Source organism: Streptomyces katrae, assembly GCF_000966975.1.
Classification (GTDB): Bacteria; Actinomycetota; Actinomycetes; order Streptomycetales; family Streptomycetaceae; genus Streptomyces; species Streptomyces katrae.
Map to the genome: position 1 here is coordinate 16,718 of NZ_JZWV01000036.1, position 20,587 is coordinate 37,304.

15 protein-coding genes and 2 pseudogenes are annotated in these 20,587 nt (G+C 71.1%); 12 read left to right on the forward strand and 5 right to left on the reverse strand.

Annotated elements, in window-relative coordinates; all coding sequences use genetic code 11:
* Positions 1-128 precede the first annotated feature (128 nt).
* Positions 129-3,896: an NACHT N-terminal helical domain 7-containing protein gene (locus VR44_RS40900; protein ID WP_052713437.1), complete on the reverse strand. Its 3,768-nt coding sequence runs from the start codon at positions 3,894-3,896 to the stop codon at positions 129-131.
* 95 nt (positions 3,897-3,991) lie between these two features.
* On the opposite strand from VR44_RS40900, the gene VR44_RS02405 reads away from it, so the two are divergent.
* The gene (locus VR44_RS02405) at positions 3,992-4,156 is read left to right on the forward strand and encodes a hypothetical protein (protein WP_157880206.1); all 165 of its coding nucleotides are present in this window, start codon (positions 3,992-3,994) and stop codon (positions 4,154-4,156) included.
* 466 nt (positions 4,157-4,622) lie between these two features.
* Here VR44_RS02405 and VR44_RS02410 read toward each other — a convergent pair whose 3' ends face one another.
* Positions 4,623-5,546, reverse strand: a complete 924-nt coding sequence (locus tag VR44_RS02410; RefSeq protein WP_052713438.1) for a 1-phosphofructokinase family hexose kinase — start codon at positions 5,544-5,546, stop codon at positions 4,623-4,625.
* A gap of 439 nt (positions 5,547-5,985) precedes the next feature.
* On the opposite strand from VR44_RS02410, the gene VR44_RS02415 reads away from it, so the two are divergent.
* The 8 genes and pseudogenes from VR44_RS02415 to VR44_RS02445 all read left to right on the forward strand — a co-directional run bounded on the left by VR44_RS02415 (position 5,986) and on the right by VR44_RS02445 (position 14,492).
* Positions 5,986-6,435 carry a universal stress protein gene (locus tag VR44_RS02415; RefSeq protein WP_045945672.1) on the forward strand — a complete coding sequence of 150 codons (450 nt, stop codon included), beginning with the start codon at positions 5,986-5,988 and terminating at the stop codon, positions 6,433-6,435.
* A 311-nt stretch (positions 6,436-6,746) separates the two neighbouring features.
* Positions 6,747-9,131, forward strand: coding sequence for a phosphoenolpyruvate synthase (gene ppsA, locus VR44_RS02420; RefSeq protein ID WP_045945673.1), 2,385 nt, complete (start codon positions 6,747-6,749; stop codon positions 9,129-9,131).
* A 43-nt stretch (positions 9,132-9,174) separates the two neighbouring features.
* Positions 9,175-9,771, forward strand: a complete 597-nt coding sequence (locus VR44_RS02425) for an Rv1733c family protein (protein WP_045945657.1) — start codon at positions 9,175-9,177, stop codon at positions 9,769-9,771.
* Positions 9,764-10,387 (forward strand): annotated as a pseudogene (locus VR44_RS48290) (P-type ATPase actuator domain-containing protein); the annotation flags it as partial. The gene VR44_RS02425 and the pseudogene VR44_RS48290, both read left to right, overlap by 8 nt.
* The gene (locus VR44_RS48295; RefSeq protein ID WP_281187095.1) at positions 10,335-12,446 is read left to right on the forward strand and encodes a cation-translocating P-type ATPase; all 2,112 of its coding nucleotides are present in this window, start codon (positions 10,335-10,337) and stop codon (positions 12,444-12,446) included. The pseudogene VR44_RS48290 and the gene VR44_RS48295, both read left to right, overlap by 53 nt.
* 21 nt (positions 12,447-12,467) lie before the next feature.
* A complete protein-coding gene (locus VR44_RS02435) occupies positions 12,468-12,752 on the forward strand; it encodes a dsRBD fold-containing protein (protein ID WP_045945658.1) in 285 nt (94 codons plus the stop codon).
* Positions 12,753-12,831: 79 nt separating this feature from the next.
* A pseudogene (locus VR44_RS02440) lies at positions 12,832-13,674 on the forward strand (ABC transporter ATP-binding protein); the annotation flags it as partial.
* Positions 13,671-14,492, forward strand: coding sequence for an ABC transporter permease subunit (locus VR44_RS02445; RefSeq protein ID WP_157880207.1), 822 nt, complete (start codon positions 13,671-13,673; stop codon positions 14,490-14,492). The pseudogene VR44_RS02440 and the gene VR44_RS02445, both read left to right, overlap by 4 nt.
* 36 nt (positions 14,493-14,528) lie before the next feature.
* On the opposite strand, the gene VR44_RS02450 is transcribed toward VR44_RS02445, so the two are convergent.
* Complete coding sequence (locus tag VR44_RS02450; protein WP_052713439.1) at positions 14,529-15,407, reverse strand: universal stress protein; 879 nt, start codon at positions 15,405-15,407, stop codon at positions 14,529-14,531.
* A 214-nt stretch (positions 15,408-15,621) separates the two neighbouring features.
* On the opposite strand from VR44_RS02450, the gene VR44_RS02455 reads away from it, so the two are divergent.
* Positions 15,622-16,266: a helix-turn-helix domain-containing protein gene (locus VR44_RS02455; RefSeq protein ID WP_052713440.1), complete on the forward strand. Its 645-nt coding sequence runs from the start codon at positions 15,622-15,624 to the stop codon at positions 16,264-16,266.
* On the opposite strand, the gene VR44_RS02460 is transcribed toward VR44_RS02455, so the two are convergent.
* Positions 16,235-17,608 carry a nicotinate phosphoribosyltransferase gene (locus tag VR44_RS02460; RefSeq protein WP_045945662.1) on the reverse strand — a complete coding sequence of 458 codons (1,374 nt, stop codon included), beginning with the start codon at positions 17,606-17,608 and terminating at the stop codon, positions 16,235-16,237. The genes VR44_RS02455 and VR44_RS02460 overlap by 32 nt on opposite strands.
* Positions 17,609-17,768: 160 nt before the next feature.
* Here VR44_RS02460 and VR44_RS02465 point away from each other — a divergent pair, with 160 nt between their 5' ends.
* Together VR44_RS02465 and VR44_RS02470 are read left to right on the forward strand one after the other, a co-directional pair.
* On the forward strand, positions 17,769-18,227 hold the full coding sequence (locus tag VR44_RS02465) for an Hsp20/alpha crystallin family protein (RefSeq protein WP_045945663.1): 459 nt from the start codon (positions 17,769-17,771) through the stop codon (positions 18,225-18,227).
* Entirely contained in the window at positions 18,224-18,727 is a 504-nt protein-coding gene (locus VR44_RS02470; RefSeq protein ID WP_045945664.1) for a flavodoxin domain-containing protein, read from the forward strand. Before VR44_RS02465 ends, VR44_RS02470 begins: the two co-directional genes overlap by 4 nt.
* Positions 18,728-18,770: 43 nt before the next feature.
* Here VR44_RS02470 and VR44_RS02475 read toward each other — a convergent pair.
* A partial coding sequence (locus VR44_RS02475) for a molybdopterin oxidoreductase family protein (protein WP_045945665.1) occupies positions 18,771-20,587 on the reverse strand: 1,817 nt, incomplete at its 5' end.

The following is a 20,587-nucleotide window of genomic DNA, read 5'->3' on the forward strand; positions in this document are numbered from 1 at the left end:
TCAAGGCGCGCCACAGCCGCATCGGCGACGTGGCTGCCCGCTAGACCTCCGCCATCAAGGCCAACCAGGGATTCCGTTGTCCGCAGGACTTCGGCCGTGAGTACAGTTCGAGCCTCGATATTGTTCCCTTAGTCAAGGGCTGCCCTGCCGCCCGCGGCGGGACCACGCCAGATTTCCTGGATCGTTTCGAACGAGCCCAGCAGCCTGACGTCCCGCACCAAGGGCCGCAGGATGTCGGCGTCGCTCGCGCGCATTCGGAGCACGTCGGTTGGCCGCAGCGTCAACAGGAGTGGCTCGGCATTTGTATCGAGCCACTCTCGCTGCCCTAGTTCGTGAGCCAGCCGTAGCAGCCCGATGGCCAGCCCCGGGTCCCGCTTGTCTGCGGGTAGTGCCTCGAACAGCGCGCGCCCCCACTCCAGCGCCGCGCTCCCCGACTCCCATTCCCCCTCCGCCCAGATCCGGGTGCTTCCCGCCTCCCGAAGGAGTTGCTGCAGGCGTTCCTGTGGTCCTTGGAACAGCGCCGAGTACCGGCGGAGATGGCCAACTAAGGCCTTGAACTCCGCTTTGTCCTGATCCGGATCCACCTGTGCCAACCCGCGGATCACGTACTCTTCGAGCACGGGCCACAGTCCACCCCACAGCATCCCGTCGCCAGCGACACCCGACCGGATCACCTCTACGAGGAGCGCCCGAATGGTCTCCTCGGGCAGCCGGGCGGCGTCATGGACCAGGTGGCGAACAAGGAAGCCCGCGACGGGTGGGCGCTCAGGTTCGGGTAGGTGTTGCAGCACATCCAGGACGTCGGCGTAGTGCGCGGCGAGCGGTTGGCCCGCGTCCCCGCAGAGCAGACCCATGAGGGCGTGTGCCCCCGACACAGCGCGCTGTTCCTCGTCGACGCGGTACGTGCGCAGGGTGTTCGGCAAGCTCCGCAAGAGAGGAGCCAGAGCATGTAGCACGTGTTGCACGTCCGTGTCGCACAGGAGAGACAGCCGCCTGGTCAAATCTGCGGCATCTACACCTCGCGCGTTGTAGTAGGCGCTCGGCCCGAGCACGGTGCTGCGGAGGATCCACGACACGTCGTCCGCGAGTTCGGTGGTCCCCCGAAGGGAGAGCCGAAGGTCGCCCGTGCGGCTGGTGCCGTCGCCTATGTGGCTGCCGGCTGCAGCGATGCTGGCCGTCTCCACGGACACGGAACGGGCGAAGGACTCCCAGGATGCTTCACTGAACTGGGAACGCCAGAACTGCGCACATCGCCACCACCGATCCACGGGATCCGCAACCCCAAGGAAGTGCGAGGCCCGGAGTCCGCCTTCGACGACGAGGGCGAGTACGAGAAGGTTCGCCTCGTAGACCGCGTCCCTTTCGGTGCGCCTGCGATCGGCCGGGTGGTAGATGAGACCGGCTGGCCCGTCACCGGTCCGGTCATCCGTGTGGAACAGGGTCCGCAGAAGCCCCAGCAGGTTGCTGTGCCAGCGCGGTCCCGCTGGTCCGGCTAGTTCCTTGAGATTGTTGAGGACCTGGGCGCGGTCGCTGAGCGGAACGAACGACAGGAGGGATCGGAGAACCACGTTGTTACACCCCGTCGTCATGGCCAGGCCCGCTCCGACGCCCATCCGTTCCAGCTCGTCGCAGACCAGTCGGGCGACCAGGTACTCGCCAAATGTTGCGTGTAGGAACTCATACGAGCGCAGGCATTCCTCCGCGACCAGCGCCTGTGCCTCATGTACAAAGAAGAAGCGACCGAACAGCAGGGCGGAGCCTGCTTCACCGAGCAGACCGCCGAGATCGCGATCCGCTTCGTCTGCCGTGAGGCTCTGTTTGCGCCGGTTGAACATCCCGATGGCGATCACCCCCAGTCGCCTGAGTTCATTCTCGACCGCTTGCCTTTCAGCGGCAGGAGGCAGAGGGCCATTGTGTTTGACGACTTGGCGCCGGACGAACTCCACCAGGAGCCGCTCATACAGATCGACGCGGCGGATGTCCCGGCCGCCCAGGCGTCGCAGAGGATTGCCGGTCGCGTCGTACAGCGCCAGCATGAGTAGGAGCAGCGAATGGCGTGCAAGTTCCCGGTACGGGCGCACGACATCCCACGTGAGCGGTTCGAGGTCGTGCGTGGCAAAGTAGCGCCGGTTCGTTGCCTGCCAGACCTCCAGCCAGCAGACGATGCGCGCATCGTCGAAAGGCTCAAGGCGGAGGACTGTGGCGGCTGGGGGGGTCAGTACCTGATCGGCGACCACGGTTCGGCTCGTCACGATGAAGACGACCGGCCGGCCCAGCTCGTATTCGCGCTGCTGGAGTTGCTCGATGCTCCTCAGGTACCGCCACTGCCTGCTCATGTCGAGCTGGTCCGCGCCCGCCTGGATCAGCTCGTCCAGCCCGTCCAGCAGGACGACCCGTACGGCTGTACCGGAGGGCAGCGCGTCCGGCCAGGGCGCCTGATGCCCGGTCGACCTGAACAGGGCCCACTCGAGTTGTTCCTGGACGTCAAGTTCGGCGGGAACGTGCCGGAGCTCGACGTGCAGGCAGGAGAACTCCGATTGCGGCAATCGGGCAGCTATGAGCTTCATGAGCAGTGACTTTCCCGAGCCTGGGTGTCCGAGCACCAACAGGGGCGCCTGTGTGGCCTGATGGCTGAGGAAGTGCGCGGCAAGGAATCCCGCAATGTCCTCCCTGATGGGTTGGCCATCCCACCAGGTGTCGGCGGAGAGCTGCCAGTCTGCTGGGCGTCCGGCCACGCGAAAGGCCGGGTTTACATAGCCGGCTGCTAGGGAGGGAATCGCCGGCCCCGACCCGTCGGCAGCGGAGATCGGCGCCCGAAGTAGTTCCCGTTGGCGGGTGGTGGCCGAGTCCGCTTCGGTGAACTCCATTAGGAGCAAGCCAAGTTCGATGAGGCCGACCCGGTCCGCGGTTGCCTGCTGCCCCTCGGCTTCCTCGTCGGGGTCGTAGGTCTCGGAGGTGAGGCGCAACTCAGGGCAGTCCCAGGTGACCGTGGCATGCAGGGCCTCGTAGCGGTGCAGGGCTAAGTGTGCGAGTTCATCATGTGACGCCCCACTGAATCCGCCGAAGGCCATGAGGTCGGCGGATGCCGCGTAGGCTGCCGCGATCTCAGCACGGAGGTCGGACGGGGATCGGACGCGGGTGGATCCGAACACCACCCGGCCGAGTTCTTCGAGTACCTGGGCCTGCAGGTCTATCTGTGCAGTCGCCTCAGGGTCGCGCACGGCCCCAAGCCGCCCGACCGCGTCGCAGAAGGCGCTCACGAGGAGGACGATGTCCGCCGCGCACAGCAGCGCTGTCCTCGCGGTGCCGCTGCAGGTGCGGACTCGGGCCCCGAAACCCTTAAAGAGTCCGGGCAGCTCGCTGGGCCCTGTACCGACCAGGCTCAGCGGTCCGAGGATGTCTGCGTCCACGTTCTGGAAACCGTCCCGGTGGCCCACCAAGATCTCGACGGCGGATTCGAAATCGAATGGGACGGCCTCCGGCAGCTCAATGGGTAACTGCTCCTGTGCATGCCTCGGCTGTCGGCGTCGCTGGCCCTCGGCTGTGTCCTGCAGTTCGGCGAGGCGTGCGCGCCACCACGTCGGATCCAGGATGAGGCCGGGCGGCGGGTGGGCGCCGGCCCGGCTGCGACAGTGCTTCACGATCATTAGGATCTCGTCGAGTTGCGGGGGCTTCGCGCGCTGGCCGTTCAGGAGCGCGGAGACGGCTGAGTCACTCCTGTTCAGCACCCGGGCGAGCTCCGCTTGTGACACACCGCAGCCTCGCACAGCGCGGCGGAGCGTGGCGCAGAAGTCCGCCACGGCGCCCGTCGCATCCCCCATCCAGTACCCCCCGTTTCTGCCGCTTTCGGAAAAACCGTGGTCAGCGTACGTCGTGACCTGCGCTGATGTCAGCATCTTCGGTCTTCTTCAGCGGTCGACCCCACGGGAGCGCTGTGGTCGCAGACTCGTACCGGCCGCACCCGGCGGCCGCCCGAGAGGAAGGAATCTACGTGCGCTGGCTGTCCTCACACGCGATCGTGTTGCTGGTCCTGATGTTCACAGCGCTGTTCACCGGAGTGGTCCTCCCGGCCGTGTGGTCGTCGCGCCCGGCGCGCCGCCGTGCGGCGGCGGCCGTGCTGAGCGAGATTCTCATGACGGTGCGGCGGCGCCGTTGAGATGACGGACCTTCGGTGGTGGGCGAGTTGCTTGGGGACCAGTTGGGGACCGCCACTCCTGTCCATGGGTGCACGCTCCGCACGTCCACGCACCTTATGGGCAGGGAATTAGTGGCATATATCCAGCTGTAGTCCTGGGGTAGCTATCTGGGGGTCAAGGGGTCGCAGGTTCAAATCCTGTCGTCCCGACCACGCGGAAACGCAGGTCGGAGGCCGTTCTCTCATCCATGAGAGGACGGCCTTTCGTGCGTCCGGGGCCATGGTGGGTCGCAATGCGCTCGTACGTTCAGCCTGCGGCCGGGCGGGGGTGGCGCTGAAGGCCGGTTTCGGGCCGGCTGAGGACAAGACCGGCGAACGGGTCGTCAGGGTCGCCGCGCGTCTGTGGTGTTGTCCGTGCGTAGTGCCGGAGAGCGGTGGCGACCGAACAGGATCGGGGCCGTGCCGGGCCCCCTGTGGCGATGGCCTCTCAGGCGCGGCTGACGGTCCGTACCTGCGGGAGGAGGGCTCGTGCCACGTCCACGTCGAAGGATTCGGTGCTGGGGGTGAGCATCGCCGCAGCGGCTGAGGCCACGCCCAGTGCGCAGGCGCCGACGGGATCGTCGCCGGCGGCCAGCCGGGTGGCCAGGGCGGCGACCATGCTGTCTCCCGCCCCCGCATCGCTCAGCGGTTCGCCGGGCAGTGGCGGGACGTAGAGCTCGGTGTGGCCCTGGCTGGTCGAGCACAGCGCGCCGAGTGCTCCGAGGGTGGTGACGGCGATCTCGGCGGCCCCCGTGGTGAGGAGGTGCTCGTTGAGCGCCCGCGCGTCGTCGAAGCTGTTGACGGGGCGGCCGACCAGGCTCTCGGCCTCCGTCCGGTTGCACCGGAACAGGAACACACCCTCCGCGAGCGCGGCCGGCAGTGCCGGCCCGGAGGTGTCCAGGATCAGTCGGGCTCCGGCTTCCCTGACACGGCGTGCGACGGCCGCGTAGTAGTCGTCGCGCAGGCCGCCGGGCAGGCTGCCACTGGCCACGACGAACGGGCACCCACCGAGGAACCGCTCCAGCACTTCCAGGCACCGCTCGCCCTCGCCTTCGTTCAGTTGAGGGCCGGACGGCACGACGTGGTAGCTGCGGCGCGATCCGGTCTCGAAGAGCACGAGCGCTTCCCGGGTGTCCTCGGCGATGTCGACGGCGACGTGGTCCACGCCCTCTTCGTCCAGCAATCGGTTGAGGCGCAGACCGACCTCGCCTCCCGCTGTGTGAACGGCGATGGCTCGTCCTCCGAACCGTGCGATGTGACGGGCGACGTTGATTCCTCCGCCCCCGACGGCCACCGACCTGACCCGCGCACGGTTCTTGCCGATGGCCTCCAGGCGCTCGACCTCCCAGCAGAGGTCGATCGTCGGATTCATCGTGAGGGTGACGGCTTCTGGACCATGGGTTCCTTCCGGGGTCATCGACCCACCGGTCCCACGTCGTGACGGATTCGTCATCGCGATCACCTCCGTGGACAGACGTCCCCTCCGGGTTCCATATACGAATGATCTTGCGTCGGGTGCGCCCTTGCCCACCGCTGGGCCTTGCCAGCTCCTGTACAGCCCATTTCCTTCACCCTGCCCCGGCGGCCACGGGCGGCGGCAGGGCCGCGCGGTGCAGACCGCGGGACCGTCCGGCCCACCGCGGTGACCGACGGTGTCGGGTCGACACGGGAGAAGGAGCATCGTTCGGTCTGCCGATGGGCTGAGACGGTCACGTAGGAGCCGCAGCGGAGACGCCTACGGCATGTGCCTCACGCGGCGGTGGACACTCGTCCCGCACACACTGAACGTTGACTCGCAAGGGGTGAAGGGCATGGAAACGAACCAGGGGACTCCGCGGATCGTCGTGGGCGTCGACGGATCGCCCTCGTCCCAGGCCGCGCTGCGCTGGGCGGTCCGGTACGCCGGCCTCGTGGGCGGAAAGGTGGAGGCGGTCACGGCCTGGGAGGTCCCCGGAGAAGCGTCATGGTCGGCGCCGGCGGTGGATGCGACGTTCGACGAGGAGGAGGCCGAGAAGCTGCTGGTCGACGAGGTTCGCACGGTACTCGGCGACCGGGGTGCCGCCTTGGTGCGGGAGCGCTTGGTACACGGCCACCCGGTCGGGGTCCTGGTGGACGCCGCCCAGGGTGCGGACATGCTGGTCGTGGGCAGCCGAGGGCGCGGAGCCTTTCGCCGGGCACTCCTCGGCTCGGTGAGCCAGCAGGTGGCGCTTCATGCTCCGTGTCCGGTGACGATCGTCCGGCCGGACGTGTCCGCGGATTGAGCCCGGCCAGGGCACGCAGCCCCCACGAGTCCCCTTCCGCGGGACCGATCGGCCCCGCACATGAGCGGGCCACTCGGCCCCCTGCGACTGGCCCCCTCGGCACTGCGGACCACCCCCTTCGCGGCGTGATCGTGGAACCCGGACGCCGATCCCGGCGCCGCTCCTCGAAGAGGGTGACCACCATGCAGCGCATCCAGATCCAGACCCGGCCGAAGCGGCCCCACAAGCCCGCCCCGCTGGATCTGCGCACGCCGGCCGGCCGCCCCCTGCCGTACTGAACCGGCCCCGGCACACAGGCCATGGAGGACGTCATGGGACTCACGCGACGCGTCATACCGTTCACCCGGCTCGCCCGCGGCGACCTCGGCCTGGTCGGGGGCAAGAACGCCTCGCTGGGCGAGCTCACCGTTCAGCTGGCCTCGGCCGGCGTGACCGTACCGCCCGGCTTCGCCACCACCGCCGACGCCTACGGGGAACTGCTCGACGGGCACGACCTGCGCACCCGGATCCAGGAGCAGCTCGACCGGTACCGCGACGGTGTCGCGCTGGAGGACGTCGGTGCCGCCATCCGCTCGCTGATCATGGCCGAGCCGCTGCCGGAGGCACTGAGGCACGAGGTCACCGCCGCGTACGAGGCCCTCGGACGGGAACTGGGCCGGGCCGTACCGGAAGTCGCCGTGCGCAGCTCCGCCACGGCCGAGGACCTCCCGGAAGCCAGCTTCGCCGGACAGCAGGAGACGTACCTGAACGTGAGCGGCACCGAGCAGCTGCTGCGGTCCGTGCACCGGTGCTTCGCGTCCCTCTACACCGACCGGGCCATCGACTACCGCGAGCGCATGGGCTTCGACCACCTGGGCGTCGCCCTCTCCGTCGGGGTCCAGGCCATGGTCCGCTCCGACCTCGCCGGCGCCGGGGTGATCTTCACCCTCGACCCGGAGACCGGCTTCCCCGAGGTCGTCGTGGTCAGCGCGGCCTGGGGGCTGGGGGAGACCGTCGTCAGCGGGCAGACCGACCCCGACGAGTACACCGTCTTCAAGCCCTCGCTGAAGGACCCGGCCCTGGACCCCGTCATCGACGTCCGCGTCGGGGCCAAGCGCCGCAAGGCCGTCTACGCGGCGGGCGGGCTCACCGAGACCGTCGACACCACCGCCGAGGAGCGCGGCCGCCGTGTCCTGACCGACGCCGAGGCCCGGCGGCTCGCCGCCTGGGCCGTCGCCGTCGAGGAGCACTACGGGTGCCCGATGGACCTGGAGTGGGCCAAGGACGGCATCACCGGCGAGCTGGCGATCGTCCAGGCCCGCCCCGAGACGGTGCAGTCCCGCCGCCGTTCCACGACCCTGCGCCGCTGCCGCCTCACCGGCATGCCCGGCGACGTGCTCGCCGAGGGCATCGCGGTCGGCGAGGTCATCGGCGCCGGCCCCGTGTGCCGCCTGGACACCCCCGTCGACCTGGACCGCTTCCCCGCCGGCGCCGTGCTCGTCACCTCGGTCACGGACCCCGACTGGGAACCGATCATGAAGCGTGCCGCGGCGATCGTCACCGACCACGGGGGCCGCACCTCCCACGCGGCGATCGTCAGCCGGGAGCTCGGCGTCCCCGCCGTCGTCGGCACCGGCAACGCCACCGAGGCCCTCCCGGACGGCCGCCCGGTCACCGTCTCGTGCACCGAGGGCAGCCGCGGCCGCGTGTACGCGGGCCTGGTGCCCTACGAGGAGACCGAGACGGACCTCGCCGCCCTGCCCGCCACCCGCACCCGGGTGATGCTCAACCTCGCCGACCCCTCCGCCGCCTTCCGCTGGTGGCGGCTGCCGGCCGACGGCGTGGGACTGGCCCGCCTGGAGTTCATCGTCGCCCACCAGGTCAAGGTCCACCCCATGGCCCTGGTCCATCCCGAGCGCCTGGACGCGGCCGACCGCCGCGCCGTCGACCAGCTGACCGAGGGCTACCTCGACCGCACCCGCTACTTCACCGACCGCCTCGCGTACGGCATCGCCCGGATCGCCGCCTCCCGCTGGCCCGACCCGGTCATCGTCCGCACCAGCGACTTCAAGACCAACGAGTACGCCAAACTCCTCGGCGGCCGTCCCTTCGAGCCGGTCGAGGCCAACCCGATGATCGGGTGGCGGGGCGCCAGCCGCTACCACAGCGAGGGCTACCGCGAAGGCTTCGCCCTCGAATGCCGGGCCCTGCGCCGGGTGCGCGACGAGATGGGCCTGACCAACGTCATCGTCATGATCCCCTTCTGCCGCAGCCTGCCGGAGGCCGACAAGGTCCTCGACGTGATGGCCGGCGAAGGGCTGCGGCGGGGCGAGAACGGGCTCAAGGTCTACGTGATGGCCGAGATCCCCGCCAACGTCCTCCTCGCCCGGGAATTCGCCGGGCGCTTCGACGGCTTCTCCATCGGCAGCAACGACCTCACCCAGCTCACCCTGGGCGTCGACCGTGACTCCGAGGCCCTCGCCGACGTCTTCGACGAGAACGACCCCGCCGTCACCGGCCTGATCCGGATCCTCGTGCAGCGCGCCCAGGCCGTCGGACGGCCCGTGGGGCTGTGCGGGCAGCGTCCCAGCGACGACCCCGCCTTCGCGGCCTTCCTCGTCGGCATCGGCATCGACTCCCTCTCGGTCGCCCCGGACAGCTTCCCGGCCGTCAAGCAGCACGTGGCCACAGCCGAGTGCGCTGAGCCCGCAGTCTGAACCGGGTGACCGGGCCGGTACACACCCAGCGCGGAGGCACACCATGGACGACCGTACGACGGGGAGGCGGAGCAACCCGCTTCGGCGGAAGGCCGACCGCACCCGTACCCGTCTGCACGCCGCCTTCGCCGTGGCCTGCCTCATCGCAGTGGTCTGCGGTGTCGCCGTCGGACGGGCTGCCTGGAGCGACAGCAGCCGAGCAGCCGAGTCGGCCGCCCGCCATCGGCACGACGTCCCAGCCGTCACGGTCGGCCGGACCACCTACCGCGCTGGTGACGAGCCGGACGGGACGCCGGTCACCGTTGCCCCGGCCACGTGGCGCTACCCAGCTGACCGCGCGCACACGGACACCCTTCCGGTCCCCGTGGGCACCCGCCAGGGAGACACCGTCCGCGTCCGGGTCGACGATTCCGGAAACCCGGCCGGCAGCCCACCTGGCACGGTCGAGATCGGGCTGGACGCGTTCGGCCTCGGCACGGGACCCCTCACCGGGGTCCTGCTCGTCTCAGGTCTCCTGGTCCGCCTCGGGCTCCGGATCGTCGACGCACGCAGCTCGCGCGCCTGGGAGACCGAATGGGAGGGCGTCGAACCGCTGTGGTCCGGGCGCCTGAGGCCCGGTCAGGGAGCCGACGATGGCTGACGGCACCGTGGACCCGGACCTCAGGCCGGACACCACCCCGGATCCGCTCGAACCCCTGCCTCTGCTGCGCCGTGAACTCCACACCGGGCCGCTGGGCCTGTCGAGCCGGGAGGCGGAACGCCGCCTGGCGGTCTACGGGCCGAACGAGGTCCGCCAGACCGCCCGCCCCAGCATCCTGCGGGAACTCCTGCGGCAGCTGCTGCACCCCCTTGCCCTGCTCCTGTGGGCGGCCGCCGCCCTCGCCTTCATCGCCGGCATCGACGTGCTCGGTTGGGCGATCATCGCGGTCATCCTCGTCAACGCCGGCTTCGCCCTCGTCCAGGAACGGCAGGCCGAGAAGGCCGTCGAGATCCTGGCCCGATACCTGCCCGCACAGGCGCAGGTGATCCGCGACGGGCAACCGCAGCACGCCCCCGCCCGCGATCTGGTCCCCGGAGACCTCATCGTCCTCCGGGAAGGCGACCGCATTCCCGCGGACGCCCGCCTGACCGAGGGAGGCATCGAAGCCGACCTCTCCATGCTCACCGGTGAGTCCACCCCGGTCGAACGCCTGGCCGGTCCCGGTGTGCAGGACGTCCCGGTGCTCCAGGAGCCGAACCTGGTCTTCAGCGGAACCAGCGCCACCGAGGGAGAGGCGCGGGCGATCGTCTTCGCGACCGGCGACCACACCGGACCACACCGAGCTCGGCCGGATCGCGGCCCTCAGCCAGCGCACCCGCCGCGAGGCGAGTCCGCTGGAGAAGCAGGTCAAGAAGGTGGCATGGCTGATCGCCGCGGTCGCCGTCGCGATGGGCGCCGTCTTCCTCGTGACCGGCGTGGCCGTCGGCCTGCCGGTCACCGATTCGCTGATGTTCGCCATAGGCCTGCTCGTGGCCAACGTGCCCGAAGGGCTGCTGCCCACGATCACCCTCGCCCTCGCGGTGGGCGTCCGGGTCCTGGCCCGGCAGGGTGCGGTGATCAAGCGGCTGAGCGCCGTGGAGACCCTCGGCTCCACCAACGTCATCTGCACCGACAAGACCGGCACCCTCACCCGCAACGAGATGCGCCTGCACGGATTCTGGACGCCCGAGAACCTCACGGAGGCCGGCCCCCGGAGTGCGGAGCTGATCCGCGCAGCGGCCCTGTGCACCACCGTGACCTACGAGACCGACGGCCGGCTGCACGGAGATCCGACGGAGGTCGCCCTGGTCGAAGGAGCCGCCGAGTGGGCCGTTCCCGTCGACCCGGCCGACCGCGACGACCACCGCCGGGCATGCTTCCGCTTCGATCCCCGCCTGCGCCTGATGTCAGTGGTCCAGATGGCGGACCGTGGCTGCCTCCACGTGATCACCAAAGGCGCCCCGGAGGCCGTCCTGTCACTGCTGACGGACGGGGAGCCGGCCCGGGAGGCGCAAGCGGCGGCCGACGCGCTGGCAGCGGACGGTATGCGGGTGCTGGCCGTCGCCGTACGCGACCTGCCTCCCGGCACCGTGCCTCCGGTGCGGCGCCGGCAGGCCGAGGGGGACCTGCACCTGCTCGGGCTCGTCGGCCTCTACGATCCGCCGCGCCCGGAGGTCGCGGCCGCTGTCCGACGCTGCCACGAGGCAGGGCTGACCGTGCACATCGTCACCGGCGACAACGGCGCCACCGCCGCCGCGGTCGCCCGGGCCGTCGGCATCGGCACGCCCGGCCTGCGTGTCGTCGCCCAGTCCGAGCGGGTCGACGACCGCCACCTCGACCACCTGCTCCGGCAGCCCGGCACCGAGATCGTCTTCGCCCGCTCCTCACCCGAGACGAAGCTGAAGGTCGCCGACGCCCTGCGCGCCCACGGCCAGGTCGTCGCCATGACGGGCGACGGCGTCAACGACGCACCGGCCCTGCACCGCGCCCACATCGGCGTCGCCATGGGCCGCTCGGGCACCGACGTGGCCCGCGAGGCCTCCACCATGGTCCTCACCGACGACAACTTCGCCACCATCGTCACGGCCGTCGAATCAGGCCGCCGCGTCTACGACAACGTCCGCAAGTTCATCGTCTACATCTTCGCCCACCTCACCCCCGAGGTCGTGCCCTTCGTCGTCTTCGCGCTCTCCGCCGGCACCGTCCCCCTGCCCCTGACCGTCCTGCAGATCCTCGCCATCGACCTCGGCACCGAGACCCTTCCCGCCCTCGCCCTCGGCCGCGAACGCGCCGAACCGGGCATCATGAGCCGCCCGCCCCGACCCAGCAGCCAGGGCGTGATCGACAAGGAGATGCTCGTCCGCAGCTGGGGCTGGCTCGGCAGCGTCTCGGCCGCCCTGGTCATGACCGCCTTCTTCTACGTCCTCTGGCGCGCGGGCTGGCACCCCGGCGATCCCACCGGGCCGGGCACCCCCTTGCACCACGCCTACCTGACCGCGACCACCGCCACCTTCGCCGGCATCGTCACCTGCCAGGTCGGCACCGCCATCGCCGCCCGCACCGACCACGCGGCCCTGCGCGACATCGGCTTCTTCACCAACCCCTTGCTGCTCGCGGGCATCGCCTTCGAACTCGCGTTCACCGCGGCCCTCGTCTACGCACCGCCGCTCCAGCACCTCTTCGGCACCGCGGCCCTGCCCCTGGACGCCGTCGCCCTCATCGCGGCCTTCCCGCCCCTGGTCTGGGGCACCGACGAACTCCGCCGCTGGAACCGCCGCCACCGCAACCGCCGCTGAGACCACACCCGGAGGAACACCATGTCGCACGTCACGGAATGGAAGACCCGCATCTACCTGTTCGAGGAAGACCGGACGACCCACGTCCGTATCGACCTGGACACCGGCACCACGAAGCTCACCGGCCACGGAACGGCGCGCTGCAACCCCACCGACGCGGACGTACCGGAGATCGGCGACGAGCTCGCCGCGGCCCGGGCCCTGGAGGATCTCGGCGCGCAGCTGAAGCTCCTCGCCTTCGGCGACATGGAGACCGCCGGAGCCGGCCCGCGAGCGGGCACACCGTGGGCCACCGCGTCAGACTGAACCCATGGACGAGGAGCCGGCCATCGAGCTGAGCGCCCTGACCAAGACGTACGGTGCGGTGGTCGGGGTCGAGCGGCTGAGCCTCACGGTGAGCTCCGGGGAGGTGTTCGGTTTCCTCGGGCCGAACGGGGCGGGGAAGACGACCACGCTGCGGTGCCTGGTGGGGCTGCTCAGACCGACCGGGGGCAGCGTGAAGGTCCTGGGACTGGATCCGATCACCGATCACGGCCGAGTGGCACCGCACCTCGGCTACCTCCCCGGTGAGCTCCGGTTCTACCCGGAGCTCACCGGAGCCCAGACCCTCGACCTGCTCTCCGCCCTGCAGGGTGCCCCGGCACCCGCACGTGGCGACCTGTGCGCTCGGCTGGGACTGACGGATGAGGTGCTCGCGCGGCCGGTGAGCGGCTACTCGCGTGGCATGAAGCAGAAGCTGGGTCTGGTGCAGGCGATGCAGCACGATCCGAAGCTGCTGGTGCTCGACGAACCGACCGAGGGGCTCGATCCACTGGTGCAGGAGACCTTCTACGCACTGCTGCTCGACATGGCCGCTGCCGGACGGACCGTCCTGCTGTCCAGCCACGTCCTGCCGGAGGTACAGCGCACCTGCGGGCGGGTGGCGATCGTGCGGGAAGGGCGGCTGGTGACGGTCGAGAGCGTGGCCGGCCTGCGCGAGGCGCGGGCCAGGAGGATCCGGCTGGCCTTCGCGGACGGTCTGGGTTCCCGCCCTCTCGGCGCCGCGGAGCGGTGGGCCCCGCGCTGGCACGGGAACCGGGTCGAGCTGCTCGTTCCCCCGAGCGAGGTGGTGGGAGCGCTGCGGGGGCTGCTGGGCCCGGCCGTCGTGGATGTCACGGTGGAAGAGGCGGGTCTCGACGAGGCGTTCCTCGACCTCTACCGCACCGGAGGCCGGGAGGAGGAACCGTGAGGAGCCGGTGGCCCCTGTTGTGGCTCGCCCTCTACCGGCGCCGCAGGATGCTGGTGGCCCTGTTGCTGGGAATGGTGGCCTTCGAGGCGCTCATCGTGGTGGTGGCAGGCGCGCTCGCTCCGCAGGAACTCTTCTCCGCCGGCGGCAAGGGCCCGCCGGGCGCCTACCAGGCGTTCAGCGGCTCCAGCGGGAGCGTGTCGATCGCCAGCTACCCCGGGCTGCTGGGCGCGGGCCTCACCCACCCGTTCTGGATCGCCATGCAGCTCACGGCGATCGGTTCGCTCGCGGCGGCCGCCGTGGCGGCGGACGTGGAATCCGGGACGGTCGAACTCGTCATGGTGCGTCCCGTCAGCCGTGCCCGGCTGCTGGCCGAGCGGACCGCCGCCCTGATGCTCGCGGCGCTGGCTCTGAACCTGGCAGCGACGCTCACGGTCGCGGCCGGGGTGGCACTGTCACCGGACGTCCACCGGGCGGTACCGATCGGCGGCGTGTTCGCCGCCGGGGTCATGGGCCTCGGCTTCGCCCTGTGCCTGATCGGGCCGGCCATGGCCGTATCGGCGGCGGGCCGCCGCCGGGCCCAGGTGATCGGCGCGACCATCGCGATCGGGGCTGTGGGGTTCGCCGTCAACTTCATCGCACTGGCCTGGTCGCCGGCTGCCCCCCTGCGCTTCCTGAGCCCGTTCCACTACTACACCCCGGGCGACGCCCTCGCCGAAGGCGGCATCCTCTGGCCCCAGCTCGGGATCCTGGTCGGAGCAGGCGCACTGGGCACCCTGCTGGCCCATGTGCTGCTCCGACGCCGGGACCTCGCGCCCTGAACGCCCGAAGACGGCCCAGTGGTCTTGCCCGCGGCCTCACTCGTGCGCCACGACGGCGACGGGCGAGGTGGCGTGGTGCATCACCGCGTGGGTGATGGGGCCGATGCGGGCGCCGAGTGCCGGACGCCGGATGCGTCGGCCGACCACGAGGAGTGCCGCGTCGGACGACGCGTCCAGGAGCTGGATGGCGGGCTGGCCGATGAGGATGCGTGTGTCGACGGCGAGTTGCGGGTGTTTCCGTTCCCAGGGGCTCAGAAGCCGGCGCAGCGTGGTTTCGAGTCGGTCGGTCATTTCCTGCGCTACGCCGGGATCGAGGCCAGGAGCGTAGGAGAGGGCCGGGGGAAGCGACCAGCAGTGCAGGACGGCCAGCGGGCAGGACCGCCGGGCCGCTTCCTCGCAGGCGAAGGCGAGGAGCCGGTCGCAGTTGCTGTGCAGGTCCACTCCGAGCACCACCGGTCCCGCATCGTCCGCGGGCCTGAGCGGATGGTGTTCGCTGTCGAAGGGGCGCACGAGGACGACCGGGGTGTCGGTGTGGCGGATGGTCGCCGAGCCGGTCGAGCCCACGATGAACCCGGCCACGGCACCCAGACCGCGAGAGCCCAGGACGAGCAGGTCGGCGTCTTCTGCGGACGAGGAGAGGACTTTGGCGGCCGCGATTCCCCTGGTGCCGCGGGTGCTGATGTCGAGCGTGCCGTGTGTGCGCAGGAGCCGGTCCCGTGTCAGTGAAAGGAGGTCTTCCGCCCACTGACGACGCGGTTCGGGGAGCGGCACGGCGAAGGGCCCGTACTGGGCCCAGTCCTCTGCGTGGACGAGTTCCAGCGTCGCGTTGCGCAGTTCGGCCTCGTGGGCTGCCCAGTCGGCTGCGGCGCTGCCGGCGTCCGTTCCGTCCAGCCCTACCGTGATCCGGTGCGACATGGAGTGCCTCCCAGGTCGGATGGTTACTGTTTCCAGGCTGTTCCGCTCGTGGGCACTCGGGGAGGGACCGAGTGGTCCAACCCGGGCGACCCGACCGGCCCATGCGGAGCGGGCTCGCGGCGGAGCAGGCTGGCCGCATGGGGAAGAGCAACGGCCGCGCCCCGCGGGAAGCAGCACGATGCGGCCACCCAGCCGCTCGAGGAGGGCCGACATCATGACCACCGAACTGGGGCGGCGGCTCGCCGCCCGTCGAGCCGCGGCCGGAATGAGCCGCCACGAGCTGGGGGAGCACTGCGGGGCCGACGCGCACTACATCGCCTCCCTGGAGGACGACGCCGCCCTCCCGACGGTCGGCGTACTCGTCCGCCTTGCGGAAGCCCTCGGCACCACCGTCGACGCCCTGGCCGGTCCCCGCACCCCTGGCGATCCAGTACGCCCGGCCAGACCGCCCCACACCGACGCCCAGCCGGTCGTACTGGACGAGCAGGAGTGCCGACGGCTCCTCGGGGTCCGGGGCATCGGCCGCGTCGCCGTCTTCACCGTGGACGGCCCCGCCGTCCATCCCGTGAACTACCTCATCGCCGACGGGGAGGTCGCCTTCCGCACCCGGGCCGATACGGTCCTGGCACGGGCCGCGAGCACCGAGGCCGCCTTCGAGGCGGAGAAGATCGACGAGGTGGCGGCGAGGGGGTGGAGCGTCCTGGCGGTGGGGGTGCTCGAGGCCGCTTCCCATCCGGAAGCGCTGGAGCGCCTGGCCGAGGCCGCCCATGCCACGCCCTGGGCGGGCGGAGGTCGCACCCACTGGATGAAGCTCGCCCCGCGGCGGCTCACGGGCCGCCGGGTGGAATTCCGTCCGTGACGCGGACGGCGCTCGGGACCCCGGGATCCCTGAGCAGGCGTCCTCGTACCTCCCCCGTGAGTCGCGACAGCCCCTCCGAAACGGTCGGAGCGGGAGGCCGTGGGCCACTGATACGCCGGGCTTCTTGCGTCAGCGCGTCGAGGTCGGCCTCGAAGCGGATGCGCGCGGCGGCGAGGGAGTCGGACGGACCGGTCCTGCGGCCGTGCAGCATCACCGTGGCCAGTAGCGGTACCGAGCCTGGTGGAGATGCTTCGTCACGCAGGGCGATCACGTCCGGGCTCCCGGGCCGACGGTACACCTGCTTGGCCGCCGGGGCCGTGGCTTTCGCCGAGGACAGCTTCATCACCGGTCGCCCGTCGTAGGCCACCAACTTGTACGCGGCGTCCAGGTACGGGGCGTCCGCGGCGATTCCCACGCGGGTCCCGACGGCGAAGACGTCGATCGGAGCGCCGGAACGTACGAGCTCGTCGATCGCATACTCGTCCAGGCCACCGCTGGCGGTGATCCGTACGTCGGTGAGGCCGGCGGCGTCCAGCTGTACACGGGAGCGCCGGGCCAGTTGTCCGAGGTCGCCGCTGTCGAGGCGGATCGCGCAGCCCGGACCACGCCGCAGGCCGTTCAGGACGCGGGCGGCGGCCGCCACACCGCGATCGGTGTCGTAGGTGTCCACGAGCAGGGTGACCGGCCCGGGATGGGTGCGTGCGAAGGCCCGGAACGCGTCCTCTTCGCAAGGGAAGGACTCGATGTACGAGTGCGCCATGGTGCCGGAGGCGTCCAAGCCCAGACGGACCGCCGCGTCGACGTTGCTGGTGCCCGCGAACCCGACGATCCCCCCGAGACGAGCGGCCTGGAAGCCGGCCTGGGGGCCGTGGCAGCGGCGCAGCGAGAAGTCGACCACCGGCCGGCCGCACGCGGCCAGGACGCAGCGCGCCGCCTTGGAGGCGACGGCCGTCTGGTGGCAGACCTGACCGAGCAGGTACGTCTCGACCAACTGCGCCTGGGGGAGGGGCGCGGTCACTTCCAGCAGCGGTTCGCCGGCGAACACCAGGCGTCCCTCGGGGACCGCGCGGACCTCGCCCCCGAACCGCAGACCGACCAGCTGCGCCAGGTCCGCCGTCGGCCGGCGAAGCGCCTCGGCGAACACACGGACGTCGTCCGCCGTCACCACGAACCGGGACAGGTAGTCGAGGGCCGGCTCCAGGCCGGCGGCGACCAGGAAGCCCCGCTCCGGTGGCAGGTCCCGGACGAACAGGCTGAAGGTCGCCTCGGCACACATGCCTTCCCTGAGGTACGACATCGCCATCGTGACCTCGTACAGATCCGTCGTGGTCACCTCGGACATGGTCCCAGCGTGCACCGCCGGGCGGCCCCACGGCTGGGGCCGAATGGTCCCGAAGCTGCCCCGACATGCCCAAGCGGAGCGTGCGCTCACAGAGCGACAGTCGTGACAGAAACCGCAGGAAGACGCCCATCGCACGGCGTCGGAGAACCAGGAGCGTCCCATGTCAGGCACACAGATGGAGCGGAGGCGCGGCCTCTTCCCCGACCTAGCGGACTGGTTCGGAGCCGACTTCCCGCGCTTCCCGATGTGGCGGCCGGCCCCCGGTATCCACCCGATCCCGATCGAGGTGACCAGCAACGACGGCACGTACACGCTCCGCGCCGAGCTGCCCGGGCTGGATCCCGAGAAGGACGTCGAGATCACCGTGGACGGCGACACCCTCATCGTCAGCGCCGAGCACACCGAGAGCATCGAGGACAAGGACCACTCGGAGTTCCGTTACGGATCCTTCAGCCGGAGCGTCCGGCTGCCCGGCCAGATCCCCACCGAAGGTGTCGAGGCCTCCTATGCGGACGGCATCCTCACGGTCCGCGTCCCCATGAAGACCGAGCCTCCCGCAGGCCGTCGCAGCATTCCCGTCAAGCGGCCCCAGGCCCCGCAGGCGGAGGAGCCGTCATGACCACCAAGAGGGTGCTGGTCGCCTACGGCAGCAGGCACGGCGCGACGGCCGGGATCGCCTCGAAGATCGGCAGGGCCCTCCGTGAGGACGGCCTTGACGCCGTGGTGCTCCCGGCGGACGACGTGGACGACGTCCGCGGCTTCGACGCGGTCGTCCTCGGCGGGTCCCTGTACGCAGGCCGCTGGAACGGCAAGGCCCTGCACTGTGCCGAGCGCAACGAGCAGTACCTCAAGCACCGCCCGGTGTGGCTGTTCAGCAGCGGCCCGGTCGACAGCTCCGCCGAGCAGCACGAGATCCCGCCGGTGCCCGCCGTGGCCAGGCAGATGGAACGGCTCGGCGCCCGCGAGCACGTCACCTTCGGAGGCAGCATCACCGCGTACACACCGGGAATCATCGCCAGGGCACTCGTCCGGCACGGCAAGGGCGGCGACTTCCGCAACTCGGAGCGGATCCGGACCTGGGCCCACCACATCAGCGGCGAACTCGCCACGGCCGCCTGAGAGGCCGACTCACGGAGCCGACCCGCCCGCCCGGCGGGTCGGCTCAACACGCGGTCACCCGGACGGCGGTGACTTTGTACTCGGGGCAGGAGGTGACGGGGTCGGCGTGGCCGGAGGTCAGCCGGTTCACCCCGGTCGCGGGGAAGTGGAAGGCGCAGAACACCTGGCCCGGCGCGGGTTCCGGGCTGATCCGGGCCGTGAGACGGGCGCGGCCGTGGCGGCTCTCCACCGTGACGGGCTCGCCGTCCCCGATGCCGAGGCGGGCCGCGTCGTCGGGGTGCAGGTCCAGGTGGTCGACCGGGGCGAGCCCCAGGTTGCCGCTGCGGCGGGTCATGCTGCCGGAGTTGTAGTGCGCCCAGCGCCGGCCGGTGACGAGGACCAGCGGGTGGTCGTCGTCGGGGGTCTCGCCGGGCGGCAGGTACGGGACGGCGGCCAGGTGGGCGAGTCCGTCCGGGGTGGCGAAGCGCTCCTCGTACAGCTTCGGCGTGCCGGGCCCGGCCGGGTCCGGGCAGGGCCAGGCCACGGCTCCCTCGCGGTCCAGGCGTTCGTGCGACAGTCCGGCGAAGAGCGGCGCGACGCGGGCGCACTCGGCCAGCGCGGCCGCCGGCGTCGGACAACCGAGGTCGCGCCCCATGGCCGATGCGACCGCGTGGAGGGCCGCGAAGTCGCTGAGGGCCCGGCCCGGCGGACGGACGGCGGCCCGGACCCTCTGGAAGCGGCGGTCGAAGTTCACGAAGGTGCCGTCCTTCTCCAGCCAGGAGGCCGCGGGCAGGACGAGGTCGGCGCGCTGGGCGGTCCGTGACGGGAACAGCTCGCTGCAGATGACGAACGGGCAGGAATCGAGGGCTCGTTCCACGTTCCCGGTGTCGGGGTCGGTGGCGCAGACGTCCTCCCCCAGGACCCACAGCGCCCGCAAGCCGCCCGCACGCGCGGCGGCGAACATGTCGGGGATGCGCAGGCCCGGTCGCGCGGGGACGGCCCCGCCCCACACCGCTTCCGCCCGCGCACGGGCGGCGGGGTCGGTCACCTTGCCGTAGCCGGGCAGCAGGTCGGGGAGGGCGCCCATGTCGGAGGCGCCCTGGACGTTGTTCTGGCCGCGCAGCGGGTTCACGCCGTAGCCGCGGTCGGTGCCCACGGCCCCGCGCAGGATTGCCAGGTTGGCCAGGGTGCGCACCCCGTCGGTGCCGTGGAGGTGCTCGGTGACGCCGAGCCCGTAGACGATGGCGGGGCGTTCGGCCCGTCCGTACAGCCGGGCGGCGGCGACCAGGTCGGCCGCGGGCACACCCGTCAGGAGGGCCACCTGCTCGGGGGTGTAGGACGCCACCAGTTCCGCCAGTTCCGTCGTCCCGCCGGCCCGCTCCCGCAGGAACCGGTGGTCGACCAGATCCTCGGCGAGCAGGACGTGGGCCAGGCCGTGGAAGAGTGCGACGTTCGTCCCGGGCCTCGGCCGCAGGTGGACGTCCGCGTACCGGGCCAGGCCCACCTCACGTGGGTCGGCGACCACCAGCCGCGCCCCGCGCAGAGCGCTTCGCAACAGCCGGGCCCCGACCACGGGGTGGGCTTCGACCGGGTTGGCGCCGACGACCAGCAGGCAGTCCGCCCGTACCAGGCCGTCGAACGCGTCGGTGCCGCCGGACAGCCCGAAGGAAGCCACGAGCCCCGCGGCCGAGGGGGCGTGGCACAGGCGGGAGCAGTTGTCGATGTTGTTGGTCCCGACCACGGTGCGCATGAACTTCTGGAACAGGTAGTTCTCCTCGTTGGTGGCCCGCGCCGAGGAGATGGCGGCGACCGAGTCGGGGCCGTACGCGCCGACGGCCGCTGCCAGCCGCCGCGCGATGTGCGCGGTGGCCGTCTCCCAGG

What these genes read in the sequence shown, in the direction of transcription:
- VR44_RS40900 (WP_052713437.1), bottom strand. Translation starts at nt 3,896, where the DNA reads ATGCTGACATCAGCGCAGGTCACGACGTACGCTGACCACGGTTTTTCC.
- ppsA (WP_045945673.1), top strand. Translation starts at nt 6,747, where the DNA reads ATGGGACTCACGCGACGCGTCATACCGTTCACCCGGCTCGCCCGCGGC.
- VR44_RS02415 (WP_045945672.1), top strand. Translation starts at nt 5,986, where the DNA reads ATGGAAACGAACCAGGGGACTCCGCGGATCGTCGTGGGCGTCGACGGA.
- VR44_RS02465 (WP_045945663.1), top strand. Translation starts at nt 17,769, where the DNA reads ATGTCAGGCACACAGATGGAGCGGAGGCGCGGCCTCTTCCCCGACCTA.
- VR44_RS02425 (WP_045945657.1), top strand. Translation starts at nt 9,175, where the DNA reads ATGGACGACCGTACGACGGGGAGGCGGAGCAACCCGCTTCGGCGGAAG.
- VR44_RS02470 (WP_045945664.1), top strand. Translation starts at nt 18,224, where the DNA reads ATGACCACCAAGAGGGTGCTGGTCGCCTACGGCAGCAGGCACGGCGCG.
- VR44_RS02455 (WP_052713440.1), top strand. Translation starts at nt 15,622, where the DNA reads ATGACCACCGAACTGGGGCGGCGGCTCGCCGCCCGTCGAGCCGCGGCC.
- VR44_RS02450 (WP_052713439.1), bottom strand. Translation starts at nt 15,407, where the DNA reads ATGTCGCACCGGATCACGGTAGGGCTGGACGGAACGGACGCCGGCAGC.
- VR44_RS02435 (WP_045945658.1), top strand. Translation starts at nt 12,468, where the DNA reads ATGTCGCACGTCACGGAATGGAAGACCCGCATCTACCTGTTCGAGGAA.
- VR44_RS02410 (WP_052713438.1), bottom strand. Translation starts at nt 5,546, where the DNA reads ATGAATCCGACGATCGACCTCTGCTGGGAGGTCGAGCGCCTGGAGGCC.
- VR44_RS02460 (WP_045945662.1), bottom strand. Translation starts at nt 17,608, where the DNA reads ATGTCCGAGGTGACCACGACGGATCTGTACGAGGTCACGATGGCGATG.